At 67.1% G+C, this 24,478-nt stretch carries 21 protein-coding genes; 3 read left to right on the top strand and 18 right to left on the bottom strand.

Annotated features, from left to right (window positions below; translation table 11 throughout):
- Positions 1-37: 37 nt before the first annotated feature.
- The gene (locus AC5P67_RS07240) at positions 38-403 is read left to right on the top strand and encodes a PadR family transcriptional regulator (protein ID WP_005408726.1); all 366 of its coding nucleotides are present in this window, start codon (positions 38-40) and stop codon (positions 401-403) included.
- Positions 400-1,389 carry a sensor domain-containing protein gene (locus AC5P67_RS07235; RefSeq protein WP_049395934.1) on the top strand — a complete coding sequence of 330 codons (990 nt, stop codon included), beginning with the start codon at positions 400-402 and terminating at the stop codon, positions 1,387-1,389. Before AC5P67_RS07240 ends, AC5P67_RS07235 begins: the two co-directional genes overlap by 4 nt.
- Before the next feature lie 109 nt (positions 1,390-1,498).
- Here AC5P67_RS07235 and AC5P67_RS07230 read toward each other — a convergent pair whose 3' ends face one another.
- Both AC5P67_RS07230 and AC5P67_RS07225 read right to left on the bottom strand, forming a co-directional pair.
- Entirely contained in the window at positions 1,499-2,806 is a 1,308-nt protein-coding gene (locus AC5P67_RS07230) for a polyhydroxyalkanoate depolymerase (protein WP_005408728.1), read from the bottom strand.
- A 93-nt stretch (positions 2,807-2,899) separates the two neighbouring features.
- The gene (locus tag AC5P67_RS07225) at positions 2,900-3,490 is read right to left on the bottom strand and encodes a class I SAM-dependent DNA methyltransferase (RefSeq protein ID WP_005408729.1); all 591 of its coding nucleotides are present in this window, start codon (positions 3,488-3,490) and stop codon (positions 2,900-2,902) included.
- 186 nt (positions 3,491-3,676) lie between these two features.
- On the opposite strand from AC5P67_RS07225, the gene AC5P67_RS07220 reads away from it, so the two are divergent.
- On the top strand, positions 3,677-4,132 hold the full coding sequence (locus AC5P67_RS07220; RefSeq protein WP_005408730.1) for a CopD family protein: 456 nt from the start codon (positions 3,677-3,679) through the stop codon (positions 4,130-4,132).
- 173 nt (positions 4,133-4,305) lie between these two features.
- Here the strand turns inward: AC5P67_RS07220 and AC5P67_RS07215 are convergent, their stop codons facing one another.
- The 16 genes from AC5P67_RS07215 to AC5P67_RS07140 form a co-directional block, all read right to left on the bottom strand.
- Entirely contained in the window at positions 4,306-5,265 is a 960-nt protein-coding gene (locus AC5P67_RS07215) for an acetyl-CoA carboxylase carboxyltransferase subunit alpha (protein ID WP_005408731.1), read from the bottom strand.
- Between the two features lie 113 nt (positions 5,266-5,378).
- Positions 5,379-6,248 carry a hypothetical protein gene (locus AC5P67_RS07210; protein ID WP_059033803.1) on the bottom strand — a complete coding sequence of 290 codons (870 nt, stop codon included), beginning with the start codon at positions 6,246-6,248 and terminating at the stop codon, positions 5,379-5,381.
- A gap of 56 nt (positions 6,249-6,304) precedes the next feature.
- Positions 6,305-9,895 carry a DNA polymerase III subunit alpha gene (dnaE, locus tag AC5P67_RS07205; protein ID WP_043034852.1) on the bottom strand — a complete coding sequence of 1,197 codons (3,591 nt, stop codon included), beginning with the start codon at positions 9,893-9,895 and terminating at the stop codon, positions 6,305-6,307.
- A 228-nt stretch (positions 9,896-10,123) separates the two neighbouring features.
- Positions 10,124-10,795: a ribonuclease HII gene (gene rnhB, locus AC5P67_RS07200; RefSeq protein ID WP_005412735.1), complete on the bottom strand. Its 672-nt coding sequence runs from the start codon at positions 10,793-10,795 to the stop codon at positions 10,124-10,126.
- Positions 10,792-11,994, bottom strand: a complete 1,203-nt coding sequence (gene lpxB / locus AC5P67_RS07195) for a lipid-A-disaccharide synthase (RefSeq protein ID WP_043034888.1) — start codon at positions 11,992-11,994, stop codon at positions 10,792-10,794. Before lpxB ends, rnhB begins: the two co-directional genes overlap by 4 nt.
- A 53-nt stretch (positions 11,995-12,047) precedes the next feature.
- A complete protein-coding gene (gene lpxA, locus AC5P67_RS07190; RefSeq protein WP_005412736.1) occupies positions 12,048-12,839 on the bottom strand; it encodes an acyl-ACP--UDP-N-acetylglucosamine O-acyltransferase in 792 nt (263 codons plus the stop codon).
- Between the two features lie 16 nt (positions 12,840-12,855).
- Entirely contained in the window at positions 12,856-13,314 is a 459-nt protein-coding gene (gene fabZ / locus AC5P67_RS07185) for a 3-hydroxyacyl-ACP dehydratase FabZ (RefSeq protein ID WP_005408737.1), read from the bottom strand.
- A complete protein-coding gene (gene lpxD, locus AC5P67_RS07180; RefSeq protein WP_005408738.1) occupies positions 13,311-14,333 on the bottom strand; it encodes a UDP-3-O-(3-hydroxymyristoyl)glucosamine N-acyltransferase in 1,023 nt (340 codons plus the stop codon). The genes fabZ and lpxD overlap by 4 nt, the downstream gene beginning before the upstream one ends.
- A 440-nt stretch (positions 14,334-14,773) precedes the next feature.
- Positions 14,774-17,137, bottom strand: a complete 2,364-nt coding sequence (gene bamA / locus AC5P67_RS07175; RefSeq protein WP_262247216.1) for an outer membrane protein assembly factor BamA — start codon at positions 17,135-17,137, stop codon at positions 14,774-14,776.
- A gap of 74 nt (positions 17,138-17,211) precedes the next feature.
- Positions 17,212-18,570: an RIP metalloprotease RseP gene (rseP, locus tag AC5P67_RS07170; protein ID WP_099562088.1), complete on the bottom strand. Its 1,359-nt coding sequence runs from the start codon at positions 18,568-18,570 to the stop codon at positions 17,212-17,214.
- Positions 18,571-18,625: 55 nt separating this feature from the next.
- Positions 18,626-19,816: a 1-deoxy-D-xylulose-5-phosphate reductoisomerase gene (locus tag AC5P67_RS07165; RefSeq protein ID WP_005408741.1), complete on the bottom strand. Its 1,191-nt coding sequence runs from the start codon at positions 19,814-19,816 to the stop codon at positions 18,626-18,628.
- Between the two features lie 2 nt (positions 19,817-19,818).
- Positions 19,819-20,655, bottom strand: a complete 837-nt coding sequence (locus tag AC5P67_RS07160; protein WP_495214426.1) for a phosphatidate cytidylyltransferase — start codon at positions 20,653-20,655, stop codon at positions 19,819-19,821.
- Positions 20,652-21,419, bottom strand: coding sequence for a polyprenyl diphosphate synthase (gene uppS / locus AC5P67_RS07155; protein ID WP_005408743.1), 768 nt, complete (start codon positions 21,417-21,419; stop codon positions 20,652-20,654). Before uppS ends, AC5P67_RS07160 begins: the two co-directional genes overlap by 4 nt.
- A gap of 5 nt (positions 21,420-21,424) precedes the next feature.
- On the bottom strand, positions 21,425-21,979 hold the full coding sequence (frr, locus tag AC5P67_RS07150; RefSeq protein WP_495214425.1) for a ribosome recycling factor: 555 nt from the start codon (positions 21,977-21,979) through the stop codon (positions 21,425-21,427).
- Between the two features lie 96 nt (positions 21,980-22,075).
- Entirely contained in the window at positions 22,076-22,804 is a 729-nt protein-coding gene (pyrH, locus tag AC5P67_RS07145; protein WP_005408745.1) for a UMP kinase, read from the bottom strand.
- Between the two features lie 121 nt (positions 22,805-22,925).
- Positions 22,926-24,464: a GGDEF domain-containing protein gene (locus AC5P67_RS07140; RefSeq protein WP_005412741.1), complete on the bottom strand. Its 1,539-nt coding sequence runs from the start codon at positions 24,462-24,464 to the stop codon at positions 22,926-22,928.
- Positions 24,465-24,478: the final 14 nt, after the last annotated feature.

The following is a 24,478-nucleotide window of genomic DNA, read 5'->3' as shown; positions in this document are numbered from 1 at the left end:
GTACTACTGTGGACTTCAACGTAGTGGAGGGCCGGTCATGTCCGAGGACGATGTCCAGCTGAAGAAGTTCCAGAAGGAGCTCAGCGCCGGAACGGTGTCGCTGGCCCTGCTGGCGGTGCTGGCCCGGGCCGGGGAGCCGCTGTACGGCTACCTCATTGCCAAGGAGCTGGAGCGGGTGGGCGAGGGCGTGCTGAGCGGCAAGCAGAGCGCGCTGTACCCGGTGCTGCGCAACCTGGAGGCTGCCGGTCTGCTGGAAAGCCACGTGGAGCCGTCCAGCAGCGGTCCGCCGCGGCGCTACTACCGCATCAATGAACGTGGCCGCGAGGTGCTGGCGCAGTGGCGCCACGCCTGGCAGGCCACCCGCGATTCCGTCGATTCCGTGTTGGAGGGGGTACCGCAATGAACGACCCGAGCCTGGCAGGCCGAGCCCTGCCCACGACCATCCCGCAGTACCTGGCGCAGCTGCGTGTGGCGCTGGAAGGTGCCGACCCGGCGATGGTGCAGGACGCGCTGTACGACGCCGAGGAATACCTGCGCTCGGAGCTGGCGGCGCAGCCCGGCCGCAGCGAGGCCGAGGTGATCGCCGACGTCGCTGGCAGCTATGGCGCCCCGGACGAAGTGGCCGAGATCTATCGCGAGACCGAAGTGACGGTGAACCGCGCGCTGCGTACGCCACGTGCAGATACCGCGCCGGTGCTGCGCGCGGCGGCGGAAGCCAGTGGCGTCGAGCCGGCCGCACCGCCGCCGGCGCCGGTGCAGCGCTCGCTGCTGGCGCGCTTCTTCGGTGTGGTGACCGATCCGCACACCTACGGTGCGCTGTTCTACATGCTGCTGTCGCTGGCTACCGGCATCTTCTTCTTCACCTGGGTGGTGACCGGCCTGTCGCTGTCGCTGGGCCTGCTGATCCTGATCGTGGGCATTCCGCTGACCGTGCTGTTCTTCGGCTCGGTGCGCGGGCTGGCGCTGCTGGAAGGGCGGCTGGTGGAAGCGCTGCTGGGCGAGCGCATGCCGCGCCGTCCGCGTTACACCGATCGCAGCCGCACCTGGCTGCAGCGCATCGGCGACATGTTCACCGATGGCCGCACCTGGCTGACCCTGCTGTACTTCGTGCTGATGCTGCCGCTGGGCGTCATCTACTTCACCCTCGCGGTGACGCTGCTGTCGCTGTCGCTGAGCCTGATCTGGGCGCCGGTCGCGGCGATCTTCAGTGGCGACATTCCGGGCGTGTACGTCGATGGCGTGAACGTACTGCCGATGGCTGCATCGCCGCTGGTGGCGATCACGGTTGCTGCGGCGGGCGCGCTGCTGCTACTGCTGACGATGCATCTGGCACGCGGCATCGGCAAGCTGCACGGGCTGATTGCCAAGAACCTGCTGGTGCGGTTGTAACAGGCCAGGGGTCGGATCCCTGTTCGCAGAACAGGGCTCTGACCCCGGATCCCATCATGCTGGGGTCAGAGCCCTTTCCGCTGGAAAGGGATCCGACCCCTGCCGGGAATCAGCCCGCCTTTCGCCGCAACGGGGTGACGTTGCTCTTCTTCTTCGTGGCCTTCGCCGCCGGTGCTTCGGCATGCGCGGCGAAGAAGTCGCGCACCTTCGGATACACCACTTCGCGCCAGCGACGGCCGCTGAAGATGCCGTAGTGGCCGGCACCTTCGACGATGAAATGCTCACGGCGGTCCGCAGTGATGCCGGTGCACAGCGCCTGTGCGGCTTCGGTCTGGCCGAGGCCGGCGATATCGTCCAGCTCGCCCTCGATGCTCAGCAGCGCGGTATCGCGGATCGCCGACGGATCGACCTTCTCGCCGTTGACCACCCACTCACCACGCGGCAGCAGGAAGTCCTGGAACACCACGCGGATCGTATCCAGGTAGTACCTGGCCGGCATGTCGAGCACCGCGTTGTACTCGTCGTAGAAACGACGGTGCGCGTCGGCGTCTTCCAGGTCGCCCTTGACCAGGTCGGTATAGAAATCCCAGTGCGAACTGAAGTGGCGGCTCGGGTTCATCGACAGGAAGCCGGCGTGCTGCAGGAAGCCCGGGTACACGCGGCGACCGGCGCCGGGATAGCTGGCCGGCACGGTGTGGATGACGTTGTTCTCGAACCACGACAGCGGGTTCTGCGTGGCCAGGTTGTTCACTGCGGTCGGGCTGCATCGCGCATCGATCGGGCCACCCATCATCACCAGCGTGCGCGGCGTCGGTTCGCCACGGCTGGCCATCAGCGAAACCGCGGCCAGCACCGGTACGGTCGGCTGGCACACGCTCACCACGTGCAGGCGCTCCACGCCGAGGTGGCGGATGAATTCCTGGATGTAGGCGATGTAGTCGTCCAGGCCGAATTCGCCTTCGCTGGCCGGCACCATGCGCGCGTCCACCCAGTCGGTGACGTACACGCGGTGGTCGCGCAGCAGCGTGCGCACGGTATCGCGCAGCAGCGTGGCATGGTGGCCTGACAGCGGCGCTACCACCAGCACGAACGGCTGGTTGAGCATGGTGTGCAGCTGGTCGGCTTCATTGCTGTGGCGCTTGAAGCGCAGCAGCTTGCAGAACGGCTTGCTTACTTCCTCGTGCACGACGATCGGCACGCGTTCGCCATCGACGTCGATTTCGTTGATGCCCCACTCGGGCTTCTCGTAATCCTTGCCGATGCGGTGGAAGAGTTCATTGACCGCCGCCAGGCGATCAGCGCCGGGCATCTGCGACCACCAGTGGCCCTGGTTGGCGAAGAACCTGGCGTTTGCCTGGGCCTGGTGCACCCAAGGGGCGAGCAGGTTGCGGGTCAGTTCGTGCAGTTGATAGAGCATGACGACCGAATATGTATGGTCATATGTTGCCGCGCAGCATATCCCATCCGGGTGTCCCGCAGGTTAAGTCGGCTGAAAATAATGAATCTGGATTCACATCCGTTCCAGCGCGGCCGCATCGCCTGCCAGGGCGGGGCCGAGCCAGCAGTGCGACCCTACCGGCTGCAGGCCGTGCCGGGCCAGCGTGCGGCGGTACCAACGCGCCGGGCGGGCCTGGAAGCCGTCGTGGTCGCCTTCGAACGCGTCCTCGGCGGCGAAGGTCTCCAGGAAAGCCACGCCGCCCGTCAGCTCTGCCACGCCGGCCAGTCCGGCGCGCAGCTCGCGGTCGGGCACGTAGTGCATCACGTCCGAGCAGACCAGCAGGTCGACCGGGGCACAGGGCCGCAGCCAGGCGAAATCGCCGAAGCGGGCCATGTGCAGGTTGCGGGTCCTGCCGTAGCGGCGCACAGCGTACTCGCTGCTGTCGAAGCCGAGGTATTCGACCTTCGGACGCAGCTTCAGCAGCGGTGCGCGCCAGGCGCCTTCGCCGCAGCCGATGTCCAGCACGCTGCGGATCGGTCGTTCCAGGTAGTACTCGGCACTGGCCACGGCCAGGGCGACCTTTCGCGCCAGGCGGGCGCTGCCGCCGATGTCGGCACGGCGGTACCAGCGTTGGAAATAGGCGGCGTCGTAGGTCTTGTCCATGGGGCGGTGCGCGATCGGGGAAAAGGCGCCTATCGTACGGTGTTGCGCCCCCGGGTGTGGCGGACCTGCAGTAGAGCCACGCCATGGGTGGCTGCCATGCTGCGGCGATTGGACGCGGCAGCCACCCATGGGGTGGCTCTACTGCGACAATGGGTACCCATCTACGCCAGCCGCCGGAGCGAGCGCATGCAGAGCTACTACTGGGTCAAGACTTTCCACATCGTGTTCGTGGTGGCGTGGATGGCCACGGTGTTCTACCTGCCGCGCATCCTGGTGAACCTGGCCGAGACTGCGGGCCAGCCGGCGGTGACCGAGCGCCTGCAGCTGATGGGCCTGCGCCTGTACCGCTTCGGCCACTCGATGTTCGGCCTGGCATTCCTGCTGGGCCTGGTGCTGTGGCTGGGCTACAAGGTCATCCCTGATTTCCCGACCATGGTCGCGCCTGGCGGCGCCGGCTGGCTGCATGCCAAGCTGGGGCTGGTGGTGCTGCTGCTGGTGTACTTCGGCTGGATCGGCCGCCTGCTCAAGGGCGTGGCCAAGGGCAGGGCGCTGCCGTCGTCGCGCGCGCTGCGCTGGATCAACGAGATCCCGCTGCTGGCCTTCATTCCGATCGTATGGCTGGTGCTGGCCAAGCCGTTCTGAGGCGGGGTCATCTGCACCCGGTAGATCCACGCCATGCGTGGATGCCGTCAGGGCGCAAACGAAAGCGCCGGGCAAATGCCCGGCGCTTTCGTTTCTGCAATCACCTGCGTGTTGCCGGCCAGCGGCCGGCACTACCAGGCCTACCTGCATGCTGGCCAGCGGCCGGCACTACGTCAGGCTGCTTCGTACGTGCCGTAGCTGCGCAGGCGCGCGTAGCGCTGTTCCAGCAGCTGTTCGGTGGACAGCTTGTCCAGCGCGTCCAGTTCGTTCAGCAGCACCGCCTTCAGGCGCTTGGCCATCTGCGTCGGGTTGCGGTGGGCGCCGCCGGTGGGCTCGCGTACGACCTTGTCGACCAGGCCCAGGCTCTTCAGGCGCGGGGCGGTCAGGCCCAGCTGTTCGGCCGCGTCCTTGGCCTTGCCGGCGTCCTTCCACAGGATCGAGGCGCAGCCTTCCGGGGTGATGGTCGAGTACACCGCGTATTCCAGCATCACGGTGCGGTCGCCCACGCCCAGCGCCAGCGCGCCGCCGGAGCCGCCTTCGCCGATCACGGTGCAGATGATCGGCACCTTCAGTTCGGCCATCTCGATCAGGTTGCGCGCGATCGCTTCGGACTGGCCGCGCGATTCGGCGTCGATGCCCGGCCAGGCGCCAGCGGTGTCGATCAGGGTCAGCACCGGCAGGCCGAAGCGCTCGGCCATCTTCATCAGGCGCAGGGCCTTGCGGTAGCCCTCCGGCTTGGGCATGCCGAAGTTGCGCTTGATCTTCTCCTTGGTGTCACGGCCCTTCTGGTGGCCGATCACCATCACTGCACGGCCGTTGATGCGGGCCAGGCCACCCATGATCGCCTTGTCGTCGGCGAAGGCACGGTCGCCGGCCAGCTCCTGGAACTCATCGAACATGACGCGGAGGTAGTCGGCGGTGTAAGGGCGCGACGGATGACGTGCCAGCTGCAGCACCTGCCACGAGGTCAGGTTGCGGAAGATCTGCGCGGTGCGCATGCGCAGCTTGTCCTGCAGCGCGTGCACTTCCGCCTCGACATTGACCGCCGGCCCGGCACTGGCGTTGCGCAGTTCCTGGATCTTGGCTTCCAGGTCGGCGATGGGTTGCTCGAAGTCGAGGTAGTTCGGATTCATCGGAAGCCGTCGTGTAAAGAAGAGGGGAATTCTAGCCGAATGCGCGCAAACCACCCGTACGCCTTCGTCTGGAAGGCGACGGTAGCGCAGCCGGGCGGGGCGCGCCAGTCAGCTCAGGGCACCACCAGGGCGCTGCGGCCCATCAGCTGGCTGCGCTGGGAAACGAAGTCGTTGTAGGCCTCGTTGGCGTCACGGCCCAGCCCGCTGCCCAGCGTGGCGGTGGCCGAGGTGAAGGCCATCTGCGCGGCGAAGTCCTGCTTGCGCAGCGCCTTCTGTTCATCGGCGGTGGTAGCCTTCAGCCAGCGCGCATAGACCTCGCGCAGCGGCGCGGCGTGGGCCTCGAAGGCCGGCACCAGCGCCGGCAGGCTGGCCGGGGCCGGTTCCAGGCTGAACGCCGGGGCCACGTAGCCGGCCGGCTGCTCGCGCTTGAACGCGCCGGGCTCGCCCATGCCTTCTTCCACGTAAGCGATGAAGTCTGGCGCGGTGAACACCTTGGCCACGATCTGGCCACCGCTGGCGTCGACGTGGGCCACCACCTTTTCCTTCGGGAAGGGCTCGCGCACGCCGTAGGTCCAGGTTTTGTCGATGAACAGGTCGTGGCTCTTTTCGAACGGGCCTTCGAAGTCGACCCCGCCAAGTTCGATGCCCTTGTTGCCGACGCCGAAGTTCTTCAGCTTGCTCTCGTCGGTGACATAGACCTCGCGGGCGATCACGTACTCGCTCAGGGTCGGGTTGATCAGGCCGCCACGGCCATCGACGTAGACGATGAAGCGCACGTCGCCCAGTTTGTCGGTGTGCAGGCGGTGCTCACCGACAGCGAGCGAGATCGGGCGCGAGCCCTGTGCGGCCACCGGCAGGTCCTTGCCATCGATGCTCAGGGCCAGCGGCGCATCGGTCGGGTTGTCGATCTGGAACTCGACCTTCGATGGCGAGCAGGCGGCCAGGGCCAGCGCGGCGGCGAACGGGAACAGCAGGGTCTTCATTGGCAATCGTCCTTGATGACTGGAACGGGAAAAACAGGAATACGGAGGAGCCGACCTCAGCTGGCCCACGGTGGGCTGTAGCGCACTTTCAGCGTGCGCACGGCGGGGTCGGCGCGCAGCGCCTCCATCAACTTGGAATCGATGCGCACCGCGCTCTGCCCGGACACATCGAGCATGCCGGCGACGCCGCCGTGCGGGCCCTTCAGCAGCAGGTCCAGGCGCAGCGGTGTGCGCCCCGGGCGATGGCGGTCGAGCAGCGCATCGATGCGCTCCCAGACCGGACGCTGCTGGCGCAGGTCCAGGCGCAGCGACAGTCGCGTGGCGTAGTTGGCGCAGACTTCGTCGAAGTCCCAGCACTGGCGGATGCGCAGTGCGTAGCCGCCGTTGAACTCGTCCTCGCGCAAGCCGCCCTTGACCACCAGGATGCGGTCCTTGGTCATCAGGTGCCCGAACTCGGCCATCGCGTCGGAGAACGCGCTGCACTCGACGCGGCCGCGGCCATCTTCCAGCTGGATGAAGATCTGGCTCTCGCCCTTGCGACGCACACCGACCACCTGGCCGGCCAGCACGGTCTGTACTTCCGGGCGCCAGCGCTTTTCGCCGCCGCCGCCGCCACCGCTGTTGGCGCTCCAGATCTTCTCCACCGAACCCAGGTCGTTGCCGACCAGATCGCGTACATCGTCGCGCCATGGATCGAACGGGTGGCCACTGAGATAGAAGCCCAGCGTGTCGCGCTCGCCGTTGAGGCGCTGCAGCAGCGGCCATTCTTCGGCTTCGGGCAGGTCCAGCTGGATCGTGGTCGCGCTCGGGTCCGGGCCACCGAACAGCGAGTTCTGTCCCGAAGCGCGCTCGCGGGCCATCTGGTCGGTAGCCTTGATCACCTCCGGCAGCTGCAGCATCAGCGAGGCACGGTTGCGGCCGAGCTCGTCCAACGCACCACAGTTGATCATCGCTTCCAGCGTGCGCCGGTTGAGCTTGGCCGAGCCGACGCGGGTGCAGAAGTCGAGCAGGTCCTTGAACGGGCCGCCCTTCAGTCGCTCCTCGACCACCGCCTCGCAGGCACCCTGGCCGACGCCCTTGATCGCACCGAGGCCGTACTGGATGGTGTCCGGGGTCACCGCTTCGAACATGAAGGCCGACTGGTTCACCTTGGGCGGCAGCACGGTCAGGCCGAGGTTGCGCACCTCGTCGAGGAAGCCGACCACCTTGTCGGTGTTGTCCAGATCGGACGACAGCGTGGCCGCCATGAACTCGGCCGGGTAATGGCGTTTCAGCCATGCGGTCTGGTAACTGACCAGCGCGTAGGCGGCGGCGTGCGACTTGTTGAAGCCGTAGCCGGCGAACTTCTCCATCAGGTCGAAGATCGCGTCGGCCTTGGCTTCGTCCACGCCGTCCTTGGCCGCGCCTTCGCGGAAGATCTCGCGGTGCTTGGCCATTTCGGCCGGCACCTTCTTGCCCATCGCACGGCGCAGCAGGTCGGCGCCGCCCAGCGAGTAGCCGCCGACGATCTGCGCCATCTGCATCACCTGCTCCTGGTACACCATGATGCCGTAGGTGTCTTTCAGGATCGCTTCGGTGCGCGGATCGGGATAGATGATTTCTTCCTGGCCGTGCTTACGCGCATTGAAGGAGGGAATCAGGTCCATCGGGCCGGGGCGGTACAGCGACACCAGCGCGATCAGGTCTTCGAAACGGTCGGGGCGCGCGTCCTTCAGCAGGCGGCGCATGCCCGAGGATTCGAACTGGAACACTGCGCCCGTATTGCCGTTGGCGAAGATGTCCTTGTAGGTGGGCGTGTCGTCCAGCGGAATCGCGGCGATGTCCACCGGCGGAATGCCGGCGCGCTCATGGCGCTTGTTGATCGCCTTCACCGCCCAGTCGATGATGGTCAGCGTGCGCAGGCCGAGGAAGTCGAACTTCACCAGGCCCACTTCTTCCACGTCGTTCTTGTCGAACTGGGTGACCGGGTTCTTGCCGAGACCGTTCTCGTCGTGTTCGGCGTACAGCGGGCAGAACTCGCTCAGCGGTTCGGGCCCGATCACCACGCCACCGGCGTGCTTGCCGGCGTTGCGGGTCAGGTCTTCCAGCTGCAGCGCCAGGTCGATCAGGTCGCGGACATCGTCCTCGGTCTCGTAGCGCTGGATCAGTTCCGGCGACGCCATTTCCGAGCTGGGGCCTTCCTTGCCCTTGCCCAGTGCATCCTTCAGGTGGATGCCGAGGATGTTCGGGATCAGCTTGGAAACACCGTCGACCAGGCCGTACGGGAAGCCGAGCACGCGGCCGGAGTCGCGCACCACCGCCTTGGCGGCCATGGTGCCGTAGGTGATGATCTGGCTGACGCGCTCGCGCCCGTACTTGCGCGCGACGTAGTCGATCACCTCGTCGCGGCGGTCCATGCAGAAGTCGATGTCGAAGTCGGGCATCGACACGCGTTCCGGGTTCAGGAAGCGCTCGAACAGCAGGTTGTACGGCAGTGGGTCCAGATCGGTGATCTTCAGCGCCCACGCCACCAGCGAACCGGCACCCGAACCACGGCCAGGGCCGATCGGGATGCCCTGGTTCTTGCCCCACTGGATGAAGTCGGCCACGATCAGGAAGTAGCCGGGGAAACCCATCTTGATGATGGTGTTGAGCTCGAACTCCAGGCGCTCGAAATAATCTTCGCGGGTCTTGCCCGGCGCCAGCGGATTCTTCTCCAGGCGCTCTTCCAGGCCGTCGCGCGACATCTTCTGGATCCAGGTGTCCAGGGTCTCGTCGTCGGGCACCGGGTAATTGGGCAGGAAGTAGGTGCCCAGCCGCATCTCGATGTTGCAGCGCTCGGCCAGCGCCAGCGTGTTGTCGATGGCATCGGGAATGTCGGCGAACAGCGCACACATCTCTTCGGCCGATTTCAGGTACTGCTGGTCGCTGTACTCGCGCGGGCGCTTGGGGTCGTCCAGTACGCGGCCGGTGGAAATGCACACGCGCGCTTCGTGCGCGCTGAAATCGGTGGGCGCCAGGAAGCGCACATCATTGCTGGCCACCACCGGCAGGCCACGCTGGCCGGCGGCCATCAGCGCGAACTGGTTGAAGGTTTCCTCGCCCTCGCGGCCGGTGCGGGTCAGCTCCAGGTGCAGGCCATCGCCGAACACGCGCTGCCAATCGGCCAGCTGCTGCTCGGCCAGTTCATGCTTGCCGTCCAGCGCCAGGCGCCCGGCCAGGCTCTGCCGGCCGGCCAGCGCGAACAGGTTGGCGTTGCCGGCCTTCAGCCAGTCCGGATGAATGGCCACGCCGCCTTCGGGGCGATGGCCTTCCATCCACGCGCGGGTCAGCAGCCGCGACAGGCTCAGGTAGCCCTCGCGGTCGCGGCACAGCAGGGTCATCCGCCACGGATCCTGCCCTTCCTCGGCGATCAGCACGTCGGCGCCGGCGATAGGCTTGATGCCCACGCCTTCGGCCGCCTTGTAGAACTTGACCAGGGCGAACAGGTTGTTGAGGTCGGTCACCGCCAGCGCGGGCAGGCCGAGTTCGACCGAGCGTGACAGCAGGTTGGCCTGCTTGGCCTTCTTCGGGTCCGCCTGGTCCGGCTTGGCCGGCACACGGATGGTGGAGTCCGCCAGCGAGAACTCGGTGTGGACGTGGAGATGTACGAAGCGGGAGTTGGACATGCCGGACCAGGTTGGAGCGCGCGGGCCCCGGGTGCTGACGGGGGAATCGTCGCCGGGGTCGGGAAGCGCTGGAGTGCCCGGTCAGGGTAGCGAGGGCTGGAGGGCGCGACAAGCTCTTGACGGCATGCGATATCGCATCCGCGCTATCGCTCCCCACGGTTCGCAGGCGAACCGCGGGCCCCGCCTGACCCTGCTTTCGCAGCCGGGTGCAGCGACCGTTCAGGCGATTCAGGCGATTGCGATGTCTGCGGTCACAGCTGCCGGGTTTTCCAGGCACTCGCGCACCGGGGCGAAGCTGCGCCGGTGCTCCATGCAGGGGCCGTGCTCGCGCAGGGCGGCCAGATGGGCCGGGGTGCCGTAGCCCTTGTGCTGCTCGAAGCCGTATTGCGGGTGGCGGGCATGCACGTCCTGCATGTAGCGGTCGCGCGAGACCTTGGCCAGGATCGAGGCGGCCATGATCGCGCGGTCGATGCCATCACCGCCGACCAGTGCCTGCGCCGGCAGTACCAGGCCCTTGGGCACCACGTTGCCGTCGATGCGGGCGAAGCCGGCCACGTGGGCGACCGCTGCAACGACGTCACGCATGCCCTGCAGGGTGGCCTGGTAGATGTTCAGGCGGTCGATGGTGTCCACGTCCACCAGCACCACGTGCCAGGCCAGGGCACGTTCGATGATGCGGTCATGCAGTTGCTCGCGGCGGGCTGCGGTGAGTTGCTTGGAATCGTCCAGGCCGTTGATGCGTGGCCGTGCCGGGTCGAACACCACCGCCGCCACCGCGACCGGTCCGGCCAGCGGACCGCGGCCGGCTTCGTCGACGCCGGCGACCAGACGCTCCGGCTCGACCACGGCAGCACCGTCGAACAGGGCCAGGCTGGCCGCTGCGGCGTGGCGGCGGCTCATGCCTGGGCCTGGTCGCGCATCAACAGCTCGCCCACAGCGTCGGCCGCGCGGGCCGAGGCATTGCGGCGCAGTCGTTGATGCAGGCGGGCATAGGTGTCCTGCAGGTCGGTCACCCGCTGCGGGTGGTCGAACCATTGCTGGATGGCCGCCGCCAGCTTGTCCGGCGTGCAGTCGTGCTGCATCAGTTCCGGTGCCAGGTCCTGGCCCGCCAGGATGTTGGGCAGGGCAAAGCGGTCGACCTTGATCAGGCCCAGCGCCTTGACCAGGCGGTAGGTCAGCTCGTTGACGCGGTAACCGACCACCATCGGCCGCTTGACCAGCATCGCCTCCAGCGTCGCGGTACCCGAGGCCAGCACCACCACATCGGCGGCGATCATCGCGTTTCGCGCCTCACCGTCGAGTACATGCGAGAAGGCTACCGGCAGCGCCGAGCGTGACAGCTGTTCTTCGATCAGGCGCTTGCAGGCCGGGTTGGCGGCAGGCACTACCACGTGCAGGCCGGGGATGCGCTCGGAGACCTGCCAGGCGGCCTCGAAGAACGGTTCACCGAGGCGCGAGATTTCGCCCAGGCGGCTGCCTGGCAGCACTGCCAGCACCTTGGCCGAGGTCGGCAGGCCAAGCGCGGCGCGCGCTTCCTCGCGGTTGCCCTGCAGGGGGATGTCATCGGCCATCGGATGGCCAACGAAGCGCGCGTCGATGCCGTGCCTGGCATAGATCGGGGGTTCCATCGGGAACAGGCACAGCACCAGGTCGGCACTGCTGCCGATCTTCTCGGCGCGCTTCTCGCGCCAGGCCCAGACCGAGGGGCTGACGTAGTGCACGGTGCGCACGCCGCGCTGCTTCAGCCAGCGTTCGATGCCCAGGTTGAAGTCGGGCGCGTCGATGCCGATGAACACGTCCGGCTGCCATTCCAGTGCACGCTGGCGGAACGCGGAACGCAGTTTCAGCAGGCGTGGCAGGTGGCGCAGCACTTCGGTCAGTCCCATCACCGCCAGCTCGCTGGCATCGTGCCAGGTCAGGCAGCCGGCGCTGCGCATGGCATCGCCACCGATGCCGGCGAATTCGGCATTCGGAAAGCGTGCCTTCAGCTCGCGCACCAGGCCCGCACCCAGCAGATCACCGGAGGCCTCACCGGCCACCAGAGCGATCCGCAACGGGCGCTCGCTGAGCACCCGCTGCGCGGGAACGCTGCCGGCCATCGAGGCCAGCGGAATCACGGCGGCGCCGGCCGGCGCCTGGCCGGTCGTGCTGCTCATCGCAGCAAGGGCCTCTCAGCGTGTTCGATGAAGTCCAGCATGGCCTTCACGTCATCGCTGTCGCGTGCCTGTTCGGTCAGCTGCACCTTGGCTTCGGCCAGCGGCAGGCCCGCCACGTACAGGGTGCGGTAGGCGCGCTTGATGGCGGAGATGCGCTCGGCGTCGAAGCCACGACGCTTCAGCCCTTCGCTGTTGATGCCGCGCGGGCGGCCCAGCGAATCGGTGCCGACCATGGTGAACGGCGGTACGTCGCCATTGGTCAGCGCGCCCATGCCGAGGAAGGCGTGCGCACCGATGCGGCAGAACTGGTGGGCACCGGCGAAGCCGCTGATGATCACGTAGTCGCCCACGGTCACGTGGCCGGCCAGGGTGGTGTTGTTGGAGAACACGCAGAAGTTGCCGACATGGCAGTCGTGCGCCACGTGCGTGTAGGCCAGCATCCAGTTGTCGTTGCCGATCGTGGTGATGCCGCCGCCGCCGCCGGTGCCACGGTTCAGGGTGACGAACTCGCGGAACACGTTGCGGTCGCCGATCACCAGTTCGGTGCGTTCGCCGGCAAACTTCTTGTCCTGCGGCTCGCCACCGATCGCGGCGTGACCGATGAAGCGGTTGTCACGGCCGATCCTGGTCGGGCCGTGGATGCTGCAATGGGGGCCGACCACTGTGCCGGCGCCGATTTCCACATCGGCACCGATCAGGGTGAACGCGCCGACCTGGACGTCGTCGGCCAGGCGCGCGGCCGGATCGATGACGGCAGTCGGGTGGATCCGTGGTGCGTTGTCAGTCATTGCTGCCTCCCGTGGATCAGCCCTTGGCACCGGCGCACATGACCTCGGCCGAGGCAACGACTTCACCGTTGACCTTGGCCTCGCCGTAGTACCAGCCCATGTTGCGGATCAGGCGCTTCATCTGCACATCCAGCATCAGCACGTCGCCGGGCACGACCTGCTTGTTGAAGCGGGCGTTTTCCACCTTGACCATGTAGAACAGCTTGGACTGCGCATCGCGGCCAAGCGTCAGCTGGGTCATCACGCCACCGGCCTGGGCCAGCGCTTCGATGATCAGCACGCCGGGCATGATCGGGCGGCCCGGGAAGTGACCCTGGAAGAACGGCTCGTTGATGCTGACGTTCTTCTGCGCCAGGATGCGCTTGGCGTCGATGTCGAGCTCAAGCACCCGGTCCACCAGCAGGAACGGGTAGCGGTGCGGGAGCAGTTCCTGGATCTGGCAGACGTCGATCGGAAGCTGCAGCGTGTCGTTCATTCTTTCTCCTTGCCAGCAGCCAGGACGCGGCGAGCCAATGCGTCCAGCTGCTTGAAGCGCGCGGCGTTCTTGCGCCACGTGCGGTTGTCGGTCAACGGGGTGCCGGACGAGTACTCGCCCGGCTCATGGATGGAATTGCGGACCACCGACTTGCCGGTGATCACGACCTTGTCGCAGATCTCGAGGTGGCCGACCACGCCGACGTGGCCACCGAGCAGGCAGTAGCGGCCGATCCTGGCGCTGCCGGCGATGCCGGTGCAGCCGGCGATGGCCGAGTGCGCGCCGATCTGCACGTTGTGCGCGATCTGTACCAGGTTGTCCAGGCGCACGTCTTCGTCCAGCACGGTGTCTTCCAGTGCACCACGGTCGACGCAGGTGTTGGCGCCGATTTCGCAATCGTCGCCGATGCGCACGCCGCCGAGCTGCGGCACCTTGATCCACTTGCCGGCGTCCATCGCCAGGCCGAAGCCATCGGCACCGAGCACGGCACCGGGGTGCACGCGCACGCGCTTGCCGAGCTTGACCCGGGTGACCAGGGTGACCCGGGCGATCAGTTCGCAGCCGCTGTCCAGGCTGCAGTCTTCGCCGATCACGCTGCCGGTGCCGATGATGCAGTTCTCGCCGACCACGCTGCGCGCGCCGATGGAGACGAAGGGGCCGATGTGGGCGCTGGCGGCGACCTGGGCGCTGGGATCGATGACGGCGCTGGGGTGGATGCCCGGTGGGCGCGTGGGCGCGATGTCGAACAGCGCGGCGATCTTGGCGAAGGTGGTGTACGGGTCCTTGGCCACGAGCGCGGCGCCGGGGGCGGCTTCGGCGTCGTCGGCGCGCAGCACGACCAGCGAGGCCTGGCTGTCGGCCAGCTGGGCGCGGTAGCGTGGATTGGCGAGGAAGGTCAGCTGGCCAGGACCGGCGTGGGCGAGGGTGGCCACGCCGTGGATGGCGGTGGCGGGGTCGCCATGGACCTGCAGGCCGAACTGCTCGGCGAGTTGCTGGGCGGTGTAGGTGGGAGTATTCACGGCGGGAGTTTAACGTGTGACGCCATTGCGGTCATGCGGGGGGCATATGCAGCCAACGGCAGGGCCCCTCGCGGCCGGCAGAGCCAGTGTCATGGGCTGGGTCGGACGGGGCGGGACTGCGGGGGGCGGCGCAAGTACGTCCATGTAGCCTTGGTCGCCGCATCCATGCGGCTCACACCCCCGCAGCCCCACCCCGTCCGACCTCCGACGGCCTGGCGCGAGTGCCAGCCACGGAAAAACAGAAAAAATCAAAAGCGGGGTGCGCGCTTCCCGCATCCGGACTAAACGAAAACGCCGGGCAATGCCCGGCGCTTCGCGCCCCGTCTGGTGGAGAGCCCCCCTTCTGTTAAGGGGGGCGCGCCAATGGCGCGGGGGATAGGAGGTAGGTCGGGACCCGCTGCTTGCGCAGCAAGCCGCGGCGCACCTTCGGTGGTCAGTTCTTAGAACTGACCGCCGAAGGTAAATTGCAGGCGTTCGATCTTGTCGCCGTCTTCCTTCTTCAGCGGGAACGCGTAGCTGATCGAGATCGGGCCGACCGGGGCGCGCCACAGCAGGGCCACACCGGTGGAGACGCGCAGTTCGTTGGCCTTGAAGTTCTTGGTGCCGTTGTAGACGTTACCGAAGTCGACAAAGGCCGACACGCGGGCCGATGGGCTGTCGAACAGGCGCGGGAAGTAGGCTTCGACCGAACCGACGGTCTTCAGCGAACCACCCAGCGGCTGGCCTTCCGGATAACCCTGGGTTACTTCGCGCGGACCGAGGGTGTTGTCCTCGAAGCCACGTACCGAGTTGGTACCACCGGCGTAGAAGTTCTCGAAGAACGGCAGGCCGCTGGCGGTGACGGTACGGGTTTTGCCGTCGGCGTCGGTGATCGTACGGGTGTAGTCCTTGCCGTAGGCATCGCCGTAGCCCACTTCGGCGCGGGTGTTGATCACCAGCGACGGCATGATCGGCCAGTACTTGCTGATCTGGTAGTTCAGCTTGTAGTACTCGATGGTCGAGCCCGGCAGCGTGGTTTCCAGACCGACGCGCTGGTAGGTACCGCGGGTCGGCATGAAGTAATCGTTGCGCGAGTCGCGCGCCCAGCCCAGCTCGGTACGCCAGGCATGGAAGGTGCGCGAACCGACCGCATCGATGTAATCGATGATCGAGGCCGGGGTCGAGCCACGGTAGGTCGTGATCTGGTTGCTGTCGATGCCGAACATCAGCGAGACGGTGTCGGTCTCGGTCAGCGGCACGCCGAATACCACCTGCGCAGAACCATTGGTGCTGTTGTACTGCGCGGTGTTGAAGTCGGAGTAGTCCAGTTCACGCCAGGACAGGTTGTAGCCCAGCGAAACGCCGTCGTCGGTGAAGTACGGGTTGGTGTAGCTGAAGCCGTAGCGCTGCAGGTAGCTGCTGCGCGAGGCTTCGACCGACACGCGGTTGCCGCCGCCGAGGAAGTTGTTCTGCGACAGCTGCACCGAGGTGGTCATGCCGTAGGACTGCGAATAGCCCAGGCCGAACACGAAGCTGCCGGAGGTGGTTTCCTTGACGTTGTAGACGACGTCGACCTGGTCGTTGCTGCCGCTGACGGCCGGGGTCTCGACGTCCACCGACTCGAAGTAGCCCAAGCGCTGCAGGCGGATCTTGGAGCGGTCGATCGCGGCCTGCGAGTACCAGCTGTTCTCGAACTGGCGCATTTCGCGACGCATCACTTCGTCGGAGGTGCGGGTGTTGCCACGGAACAGGATGCGGCGCACCGACACGCGCGGGCCGGGCACGACCTGCATGTTGATCCCTACCGTCTGTTCGGCACGGTTGGTGGTCGGGATCGGGTTCACCTTGGCGAACGCGTAGCCGATGTTGGACAGCGAGTTGGTGATGGTGTCCGAGCTGAATTCCAGCAGGGCACGCGAGAACGTGTCGCCCGGCTTCTGGATCACCATGCGCTCGACGTCCTCCTGCGGAAGGATGGTGTCGCCGCTGACCTTGATCTCGGAGATCTTGTACTGCGCACCCTCGGTCACGCCCGCGGTGAGGAACATGTCGCGCTTGTCGGGGCTGATCGAAACCTGGGTGGAATCGATGCTGAAGTCGACGTAGCCGCGGTCCAGGTACCACGAGTTGAGCTTTTCCAGGTCGCCGGACAGCTTTTCCTTGGAGTACTGGTCGTCACGGCGGTACCACGACGCCCAGTTGTGCTCCTTGGACTCCCAGGTCTCCAGGATGTCCTTGCTCTCGAACTTCTCGGTGCCGACCAGGTTGACGTGGCGGATCCTGGCCGCCTTGCCTTCCTTGATGGCGATCGCGATGTCCACGCGGTTGCGGTCCAGCGGGCTCACGGTCGGGGTGATCTCGACGGTGTACTTGCCGCGGTCGTTGTACTGGCGGCGCAGTTCCTGGGTCACGCGGTCCAGGCTCAGGCGGTCGAAGGTGCCACCCTCGGTCAGGCCGATGTCGGACAGGCCCTTGAGCAGCTGCTCGGACTTGATGTCCTTGTTGCCGGTCACGGTCAGCTTGTTGATCGCCGGGCGTTCCTTGACGGTCACCACCAGGATGCTGCCCTGGCGGTCCAGCTGCACGTCTTCGAAGAAGCCGGTCTTGTACAGCGCGCGGATGGTCTCGCCGACCTTGTTGTCGGTGATCGTCTCGCCCCGTTCCACCGGCAGGTAGGTGAACACCGTGCCCGAGCTGATGCGCTGCAGGCCATCGACGCGGATGTCGCTGACAGTGAAGGGCTCGGCTGCCTGGGCCAGGGCGGGAGCGCCGGTGACGGCGGCGAGGGCGAGGGCCAGCAGGCGGCGATTGGGGAGTCGCGTCATGTCACGTCCGGTAGGAAGGTCGATTTCATTGGTGCGGGATGCCGACGCTGTAGACGGCAACAACGTGGAAAAGTTCATCGCGGGACCAGGCCGAGGATGTCGTTGTAGAACGCCAACCCCATCAGCCCGGCCAGCAACGCCAGGCCGATGTATTGGCCGGCGGCGATGGCACGCTCGCTCAGCGGGCTGCCCTTGACCAACTCGATAAGGTAATACAGCAGGTGCCCGCCGTCCAAGATCGGGATCGGCAACAGGTTGATGATGCACAGGCTGAGTGACAGCAGGGCAAGGAACTGCAGGAACCAGTCGAGGCCGCGTTTGGCCGAGACATTGGCCACGCGGGCGATGGTGACCGGCCCGGAAACGTTCTGCAGCGAGGCTTTGCCGGTGACGATGCGGGCCATCATGCCCAGCGAATCGGCGGCAAGCCGGCCGGTTTCACGTACGGCGACGGTCACTGCATCCAGCGGCCCATAGCGCAGCAGGGTGTCGTAGGAGGGGCTGTAGGTGGTGGGGAAGCCGACGCCGATCTGCCAGACCGGGTTGCCCTTGCCATCCTTGCCCTGGCGGGGCGTGACTTCCAGTGCAAGGCGTTCACCGCCTCGCAGGACCTCGATCATGCCGGGGCCTCCGGCACGGCCGAGGGCCTGGATCTCGCCGATCACCTGGTCGACGCTGTCGATGCGCTGGCCGTCGATCGCCACGATCAGGTCGCCCGGCTGCAGCAGCCCGGTGACCACCGAATCGGCGGTGAGCGAGTCGACCAGTGCCGGCTGCAGCCACGATTGCCAATACAGGCCGGCCAGGATCGGTACCCGTCGTTCATCGAAGCCGGCGGGCAGCTGCGACAGCGGCAGGGTGCGCACGCGCACCTGGTCCGCAGGGTCGAGTACCTCAAGCGTGACGTCGCGGCGATCCATCGCGGCGGCGGTCAGCGCCATGCTGGCCTCGCCCAGGGTGGCGACCTGGCGCTCATCCACCCGCAGAAGGCGGTCACCGCTGAGCAGTCCGGCGCTGGCGGCGATGCCGTCAACCCGGCCGATCGTCGGCGAGTAGTCCTGCTTGCCGATCACGAACATCGCCCACAGCAGCAGGATGCACAGCAGCAGATTGGCGATCGGCCCTGCAGCAACAATGGCGATGCGCTGCCACACGGTCTTGTGGTTGAAGGCCTGGCCGCGCTCGTGGGGATGGACCTCGACCTCACGTTCGTCGAGGAACTTCACGTAGCCACCCAGCGGGATGGCGGCAATGGCGAACTCGGTGCCGTGCCTGTCGCGGCGCGACCACAGCGGACGGCCGAAGCCGACCGAGAAGCGCAGGATCTTGACCCCGCAGAGGCGGCCGACCCAGTAATGCCCGAACTCGTGGAACGTGACCAGCAGCCCGAGGCTGACAATCATCCACCAGACCGATCCGAGGAAGTCAGTCATGCAGGCTCACAGTGGCGGGCAGGGGCGGCGGCGTCATGCTGGGCGAGGCGGTCGTTCAGGCGGCGTCGATGGCGTTCAGGGTGAGCTGGCGTGCCCGCTGGTCGGCGGACAACAGGACCTCCAGTGTATCGGCTGGCTGGGTCGGCAGTGTTGAAAGAGCGTTAGCAACCAGCTCCGGGATGGTCAGGAAACCGATCCGGCCCTGAAGAAATGCTGAAACCGCCTCTTCATTGGCGGCGTTCAGCACCGCCGGGGCAGTACCGCCGGCCTGCATGGCCTGCCAGGCCAGCGCCAGGCAGGGGAAGGCGTCGGTGTCAGGCGCCTCGAAATCCAGCCGGCCCTGCGCCAGCAGGTCCAGCCCGGCCACGCCCGATTCGATGCGCTGCGGCCAGCCCAGGCCGACCGCCAGGGTGGTGCGCATGTCCGGCAGGCCCATCTGGGCCAGGGTCGAGCCGTCGACGAATTCGACCAGCGAATGGACCAGGCTCTGCGGGTGCACCAGCACCTCGATGCGCTCGCCGGGCACCGAGAACAGATGGTGCGCCTCGATGACTTCCAGGCCCTTGTTCATCAACGTCGCCGAATCGACCGAGATCTTCGGGCCCATCGACCACTTCGGGTGAGCCACGGCCTGGGCCGGGGTGACCTCGGCCAGCTCGGCGCGGCTGCGGCCGCGGAACGGGCCGCCCGACGCGGTCAGCAGGATGCGGCGCACGCCGGCGCCGTCGATGCTGGCGTCGCGCGAACGCAGGCACTGGAAGATCGCGCTGTGCTCGCTATCGATCGGAATGATCTCGGCGCCGGCGCGCTCGGCGGTGCGGGTCAGCAGCTCGCCGGCCAGTACCAGCGATTCCTTGTTGGCCAGCAGGATGCGCTTGCCGGCCGCAGCGGCGGCGAGGGTCGAGGACAGCCCTGCAGCACCGACAATGGCCGCGACGACCGTGTCGCAGGCATCGCTTGCTGCCAGCTGATCCAGTGCGGCATGACCGGCGTGGGCCTCGGTCGACAGCCCGGCATCGCGGAGGCCGTCGCGCAGTTCGGTGAACAGCGCTTCGTCGGCGATGACCGCGTGCGCGGGCTTGTGCTGGCGGCACAGGGCCAGCAGTGCCTGCACCTGGCGGCCGGCGGCCAGCACCGTGGCCTGGTAGCGCTGCGGGTGGCGGGCGATGACGTCCAGCGTGGAGGCACCGATCGAGCCGGTGGCGCCGTATACGGCGACCCGGCGCAGGTCTGCGACAGCATTCATGGTCAGAACCCGAAGATTTCCTTGCCCAGCGCGAACACCGGCACGGCGGCGAGGACGCCGTCGACGCGGTCGAGCACGCCACCATGGCCCGGAATCAGGTTGCCCGAGTCCTTGGCACCGGCGTGGCGCTTGATCAGGCTTTCGAACAGGTCACCCAGCACCGACGCGAATACGGCCACCACCGAGGTGATCAGCAGGCCCGGCAGGTGCGCGATGTCGATGCCGGCCAGCCAGCCCAGTCCGAGGGCCACGGCGACACCGGCCAGCAGGCCGCCGAACAGGCCTTCCCAGGTCTTGTTGGGGCTGATCTGCGGCGCCAGCTTGTGCTTGCCGAAGTGACGGCCGGCGAAATAGGCGCCCGAATCGGCTGCCCAGACCAGTGCCAGTGCCGCCAGCAGCCACAGGTGGCCCTGCTTGCCTGGCGGGTCACCGCCAGCGTGGATCAGTACCAGCGCTGCCCAGGCAGGAACGATGGCCAGGGTGCCGGCCAGCATCTTCACGATCCGGGAGGGGGCCGTCGGCTGGGCGCCAAAGTTGAAGAAGCGCAGCCAGGCCAGCGCCGCCAGCCACCAGGCAACACCCGCCAGTGTGGTGATCTGGAACAGCACCAGCGTGCTGCCATCGGCCCACACCAGCAGCACCATCAGCAGCAGGTTCAGCACCAGCAGCACGGTGCGCGCGAGGGTGTCTTCGATGCCGGCCAGCTTCAGCCATTCCCACAGGCCGATCAGCAGCACGGCGGCGGCGGCGGCGGCCAGCCATTGCGTCGGCAGCAGCAGGATCGCGGCAATGGCGAGCGGCGCCATGATCAGCGCGGCGAGGACTCGGGTCTTGGTCATGGGCTGGAGGTCTCGGTGGCCAGTGCGGCGATCTGGGCGCTGGTCAGGCCGAAACGGCGCTCGCGGCTGCCATAGGCATCCAGCGCCTGCTGCAGCAGGGCGGCATCGAAGTCCGGCCACAGCGCCTCGGTGAACCACAGCTCGGTGTAGGCCAGTTGCCACAGCAGGAAGTTGCTGATGCGGGTGTCGCCACCGGTGCGGATGAACAGATCCGGCGGCGGCAGGTCGGCCAGGGCGACCTGGCTGCCCAGCAGCGATTCGTCGATCTGTTCGGGCAGCAGGCGTCCTGCGGCGACTTCAGCGGCCAGCGCGCGCGCGGCACGGGCGATGTCCTGGCGACCGCCGTAGCTGGCGGCGATCGACAGGGTCAGGGTGGTGTTGTCGGCGGTCCGCTGCTCGGCCAGCTGCATGCGGCTGACCAGTCCGGCACCAAAGCGCTCGCGTTCGCCGATGAAGCGTACGCGCACGCCGCGCCGGTGCAGTTCGTCCACTTCGCGGTCGAGCGCGCCGAGGAACAGCTTCATCAGGGCGTCGACTTCTTCCTGCGGCCGGCCCCAGTTCTCGCTGGAAAACGCGAACAGGGTCAGCGCCGGAATGCCCAGTTCAAGGCAGCGCTCGATGGTGCGGTTGACCGCGCGCGCGCCGGCACGATGGCCGATCACGCGCGGGCGGCGGCGCTGCTGTGCCCAGCGCCCGTTGCCATCCATGATGATGGCGACGTGGCGGGGCAGGGTGGCCGGCAACGGAGGCGGGACTGAAGGCATCGACTTCAGACCGACAGCAGTTCTTTTTCCTTGTCGGCAACGACCTTGTCGACGTCCTTGATGTTGGTGTCGGTCAACTTCTGGATGTCGTCCTCACCGCGCTTCTTCTCGTCCTCGCTGATCGCCTTGTCCTTGACCAGCTTGGCGATTTCCTTGTTCGCGTCCTGACGGATGTTGCGGATCGCGATCTTGGCGCCTTCGCCTTCCTTCTGCACCTGCTTGACCAGCTCCTTGCGGCGCTCTTCGGTCGGCGGCGGCATGTTGATGCGGATCGCGGCGCCCAGCGTGTTCGGGGTGAACTCGGCGTTGTAGAGACCCTTCTCGATCTCCTTGATCATGCCCTTGTCGAACGGGGTGACCAGCAGCGAGTGCGCATCGGCGTTGGAGATCGAGGCAACCTGGTTCAGCGGGGTGCTGGCGTTGCCGTAGGCATTGACCGTCACGCGGTCCAGCAGGGCCGGCGTGGCACGCCCGGTCCGGATGGAGGTGAGGGTGTGCTTCAGAGCGTCGATGCTCTTGGCCATGCGCGTCTGCGCGTTGTTCTTGATGTCGTTGAGCATCGCCCGGTCCTGGATGTATCTGGAATCGGGCGATTATAGGCGAATACGGGACGCTGCCGGGCCTGAATCGGCCCGGTTGTCGCCGCGCGCTCAGGCTCAGGCCGGATCGCGGCCCTGGACCAGGGTGCCGATGTTCTCGCCGTTGAGGATCTTCAGCAGTTCGCCCGGCTGGCCCATGTCGAACACGCGCATCGGCAGGTCGCTGTCGCGGGCCAGTGCGAAGGCGGCGGTATCCATCACTTCCAGGCCGCGGCGGATCACTTCGTCATAGCTCAGGCTGTCGAAGCGGACCGCATCGCTGTGCTTGTTCGGGTCCTTGTCGTACACGCCATCGACCTTGGTGGCCTTCAGCAGCAGGTCGGCACCGATCTCGATCGCGCGCAGGGCGGCGCCGGAGTCGGTGGTGAAGAACGGGCTGCCGACGCCGGCGGCGAAGATCACCAGGCGGCCCTTTTCCAGGTGGCGGATGGCGCGGCGGCGGATGTAGTCCTCGCACACGTCGTTGATCTTGATCGCGCTCATCACGCGCGCCTTGGCGCCCAGCTTCTCCAGGGCGTCCTGCATGGCCAGGGCGTTGATGACCGTGGCCAGCATGCCCATCTGGTCGCCGGTGACCCGGTCCATGCCGCCTGCGGCCAGGCCGGCGCCGCGGAAGATGTTGCCGCCGCCGATCACCAGGGCCACTTCGGCACCGGCCTGCTGGGCTTCGATGACCTCACGGGCCAGGCGGTTGATGATCTTCGGGTCGATGCCGTAGTCCTCATCTCCCATCAGCGCCTCCCCGGACAGTTTCAGAAGGATGCGGCGATAGGCGAGCTTGGACATGGGGACCTCGGGTGCGTGGAAATCGCGGGCGATTCTACGCGCATGCGGCGTCGGGCCATAGTGTTTTGTGCACTGCGGCGTAAAATCCTGGCGTTCGCCCCGGTCATCCGGGGCTTCCGGTTCAGCCCAGCTCGGCGCCCGCGGTCGCTGACAGCTCGTCGTGGCCGAGGGCGCCGGGGGAGCGCGCGATCACCCGGTTGCGGCCGAGGTTCTTGGAGCGGTACAGCACGTCGTCGGCGGCGCGCAGCAGGTCCTGCACGTCGGCGAAGCGTTCGTAGCCGCCCTGGGTGGCCACGCCGGCGGAGAAGGTGACGAACAGCGGGCCGCCTTCCAGTTCGGCCATCGGCGTGGCAACGATGTTGGCCAGTACCCGGCGGATCACGTCCAGTGCTACCGTTTCGCTGGTGTTGGGCAGCAGCGCGACGAACTCCTCGCCGCCGAAGCGGGCCACGGTGTCGCTGTGGCGCAGCTGGCCCTGCAGTTTGCCGGCAAAGGCCCGCAGCACCTCGTCGCCGGTCAGGTGGCCATGGGCGTCGTTGATCTTCTTGAAGTCGTCCAGGTCGATGAAGGCCACCGACAGCGGCCAGCCCTGGCGGCCGGCGCGCAGGAATTCCTGCTCCAGCACGGCTTCCAGCTGGCGCCGGTTGAGCACGCCGGTGAGGGCATCTCGATGGGCCTGGTCGGCCAGGCGCTTGGCCCGGGCTTCGAATTCGTCAGCGCGGCGACGGGCCTGGTCGGCATCCTGCAGTTCGCGCAGGTTGCGCAGGGTGGCCAGCTCCTGCGCGTGGTCGATCAGCTCGCGCACCCGCGAGGGGGAATTCAGGCCGGCCTCGAACAGGCTGGCGATGTCCGGCAGGGCCTCGCTGATGCGGGTCAGGACCTGGTCGAAACGGGCGCTGTCCAGTTCAAGGCGGTCATGCACCTGCTGCAGGGCGCGCTCGCGGGCGGCATCGGCGTCATCGTCCAGCCAGATGTCGGCCACGGCACCGGACAGCTGCACGCAGGCCTGGAACGGCGATTCCGCGGCGTCCAGGTCTTCGCTGTGGCTGATGCTCTCCACCAGGTAGCGCGGCAGGCCCCACTGCTCGGCCACCCAGGCGCCGACCTCGGCGTGGCTGCAGCCCAGTTCGTCGCGCTCGCGCGCGACCAGGTCGATGTTGTCGCGTGCTTCGCGCAGCAGCGGCAGGTAGCGCTCCGATTCGGCCTGGGCCAGGCACAGTACGCCCAGGTCCTGCAGCAGGCCGGCGAGCATCAGTTCTTCCAGCCGGCGCAGGCCGCGGGCCTGGCCCAGCTGGCTGGCAGCCAGCGCGCTGAGGATGCTGCGCTTCCAGGCGCGTTGGCGCAGGTCGTGGTCGGCGCCGGTGCCGCCGGTCAGCCCCTGGGTGACGGTGAAGCCGAGGGCCAGGCTGATCGTGGCATTCAGGCCGAGCATGGTCAGTGCCTGGCCGAGGTTCTCGATCCGACGGCGGCTGGCGTACAGCGGCGAATTGGCGATGCGCAGCATGCGAGCGCTCAGCGCCATGTCGATGGCGATGATGTCGGCGGCGGTGGCGATATCCGCTTCCGGGTCCTGTGCCAGTTCGATGATGCGCAGGGCAATACCGGGTGGCGAGGGCAGGTTGCGGCAGAGCGCCAGGGCAGCTGTCAGCTCGGGAGGCATGTCGGGTCGTTCAA

The sequence above is a fragment of the Stenotrophomonas sp. YJH_SMC_21 genome (assembly GCF_059369555.1).
Note: the sequence above shows the minus strand (reverse complement) of the source record. Positions and strands in the feature narration are given on the sequence as shown.

Excerpts from the sequence above, each read along its gene's own strand:
- fabZ (WP_005408737.1), bottom strand. The coding sequence starts at position 13,314 with ATGAACGACACGCTGCAGCTTCCGATCGACGTCTGCCAGATCCAGGAA.
- lpxA (WP_005412736.1), bottom strand. The coding sequence starts at position 12,839 with ATGACTGACAACGCACCACGGATCCACCCGACTGCCGTCATCGATCCG.
- dnaE (WP_043034852.1), bottom strand. The coding sequence starts at position 9,895 with ATGTCCAACTCCCGCTTCGTACATCTCCACGTCCACACCGAGTTCTCG.
- bamA (WP_262247216.1), bottom strand. The coding sequence starts at position 17,137 with ATGACGCGACTCCCCAATCGCCGCCTGCTGGCCCTCGCCCTCGCCGCC.
- rnhB (WP_005412735.1), bottom strand. The coding sequence starts at position 10,795 with ATGAGCCGCCGCCACGCCGCAGCGGCCAGCCTGGCCCTGTTCGACGGT.
- frr (WP_495214425.1), bottom strand. The coding sequence starts at position 21,979 with ATGCTCAACGACATCAAGAACAACGCGCAGACGCGCATGGCCAAGAGC.
- AC5P67_RS07165 (WP_005408741.1), bottom strand. The coding sequence starts at position 19,816 with ATGAATGCTGTCGCAGACCTGCGCCGGGTCGCCGTATACGGCGCCACC.
- AC5P67_RS07230 (WP_005408728.1), bottom strand. The coding sequence starts at position 2,806 with ATGCTCTATCAACTGCACGAACTGACCCGCAACCTGCTCGCCCCTTGG.
- AC5P67_RS07240 (WP_005408726.1), top strand. The coding sequence starts at position 38 with ATGTCCGAGGACGATGTCCAGCTGAAGAAGTTCCAGAAGGAGCTCAGC.
- pyrH (WP_005408745.1), bottom strand. The coding sequence starts at position 22,804 with ATGTCCAAGCTCGCCTATCGCCGCATCCTTCTGAAACTGTCCGGGGAG.
- lpxB (WP_043034888.1), bottom strand. The coding sequence starts at position 11,994 with ATGGCCGGCAGCGTTCCCGCGCAGCGGGTGCTCAGCGAGCGCCCGTTG.
- uppS (WP_005408743.1), bottom strand. The coding sequence starts at position 21,419 with ATGCCTTCAGTCCCGCCTCCGTTGCCGGCCACCCTGCCCCGCCACGTC.
- AC5P67_RS07235 (WP_049395934.1), top strand. The coding sequence starts at position 400 with ATGAACGACCCGAGCCTGGCAGGCCGAGCCCTGCCCACGACCATCCCG.
- AC5P67_RS07215 (WP_005408731.1), bottom strand. The coding sequence starts at position 5,265 with ATGAATCCGAACTACCTCGACTTCGAGCAACCCATCGCCGACCTGGAA.
- AC5P67_RS07210 (WP_059033803.1), bottom strand. The coding sequence starts at position 6,248 with ATGAAGACCCTGCTGTTCCCGTTCGCCGCCGCGCTGGCCCTGGCCGCC.
- AC5P67_RS07225 (WP_005408729.1), bottom strand. The coding sequence starts at position 3,490 with ATGGACAAGACCTACGACGCCGCCTATTTCCAACGCTGGTACCGCCGT.
- AC5P67_RS07160 (WP_495214426.1), bottom strand. The coding sequence starts at position 20,655 with ATGACCAAGACCCGAGTCCTCGCCGCGCTGATCATGGCGCCGCTCGCC.
- AC5P67_RS07140 (WP_005412741.1), bottom strand. The coding sequence starts at position 24,464 with ATGCCTCCCGAGCTGACAGCTGCCCTGGCGCTCTGCCGCAACCTGCCC.
- AC5P67_RS07220 (WP_005408730.1), top strand. The coding sequence starts at position 3,677 with ATGCAGAGCTACTACTGGGTCAAGACTTTCCACATCGTGTTCGTGGTG.
- rseP (WP_099562088.1), bottom strand. The coding sequence starts at position 18,570 with ATGACTGACTTCCTCGGATCGGTCTGGTGGATGATTGTCAGCCTCGGG.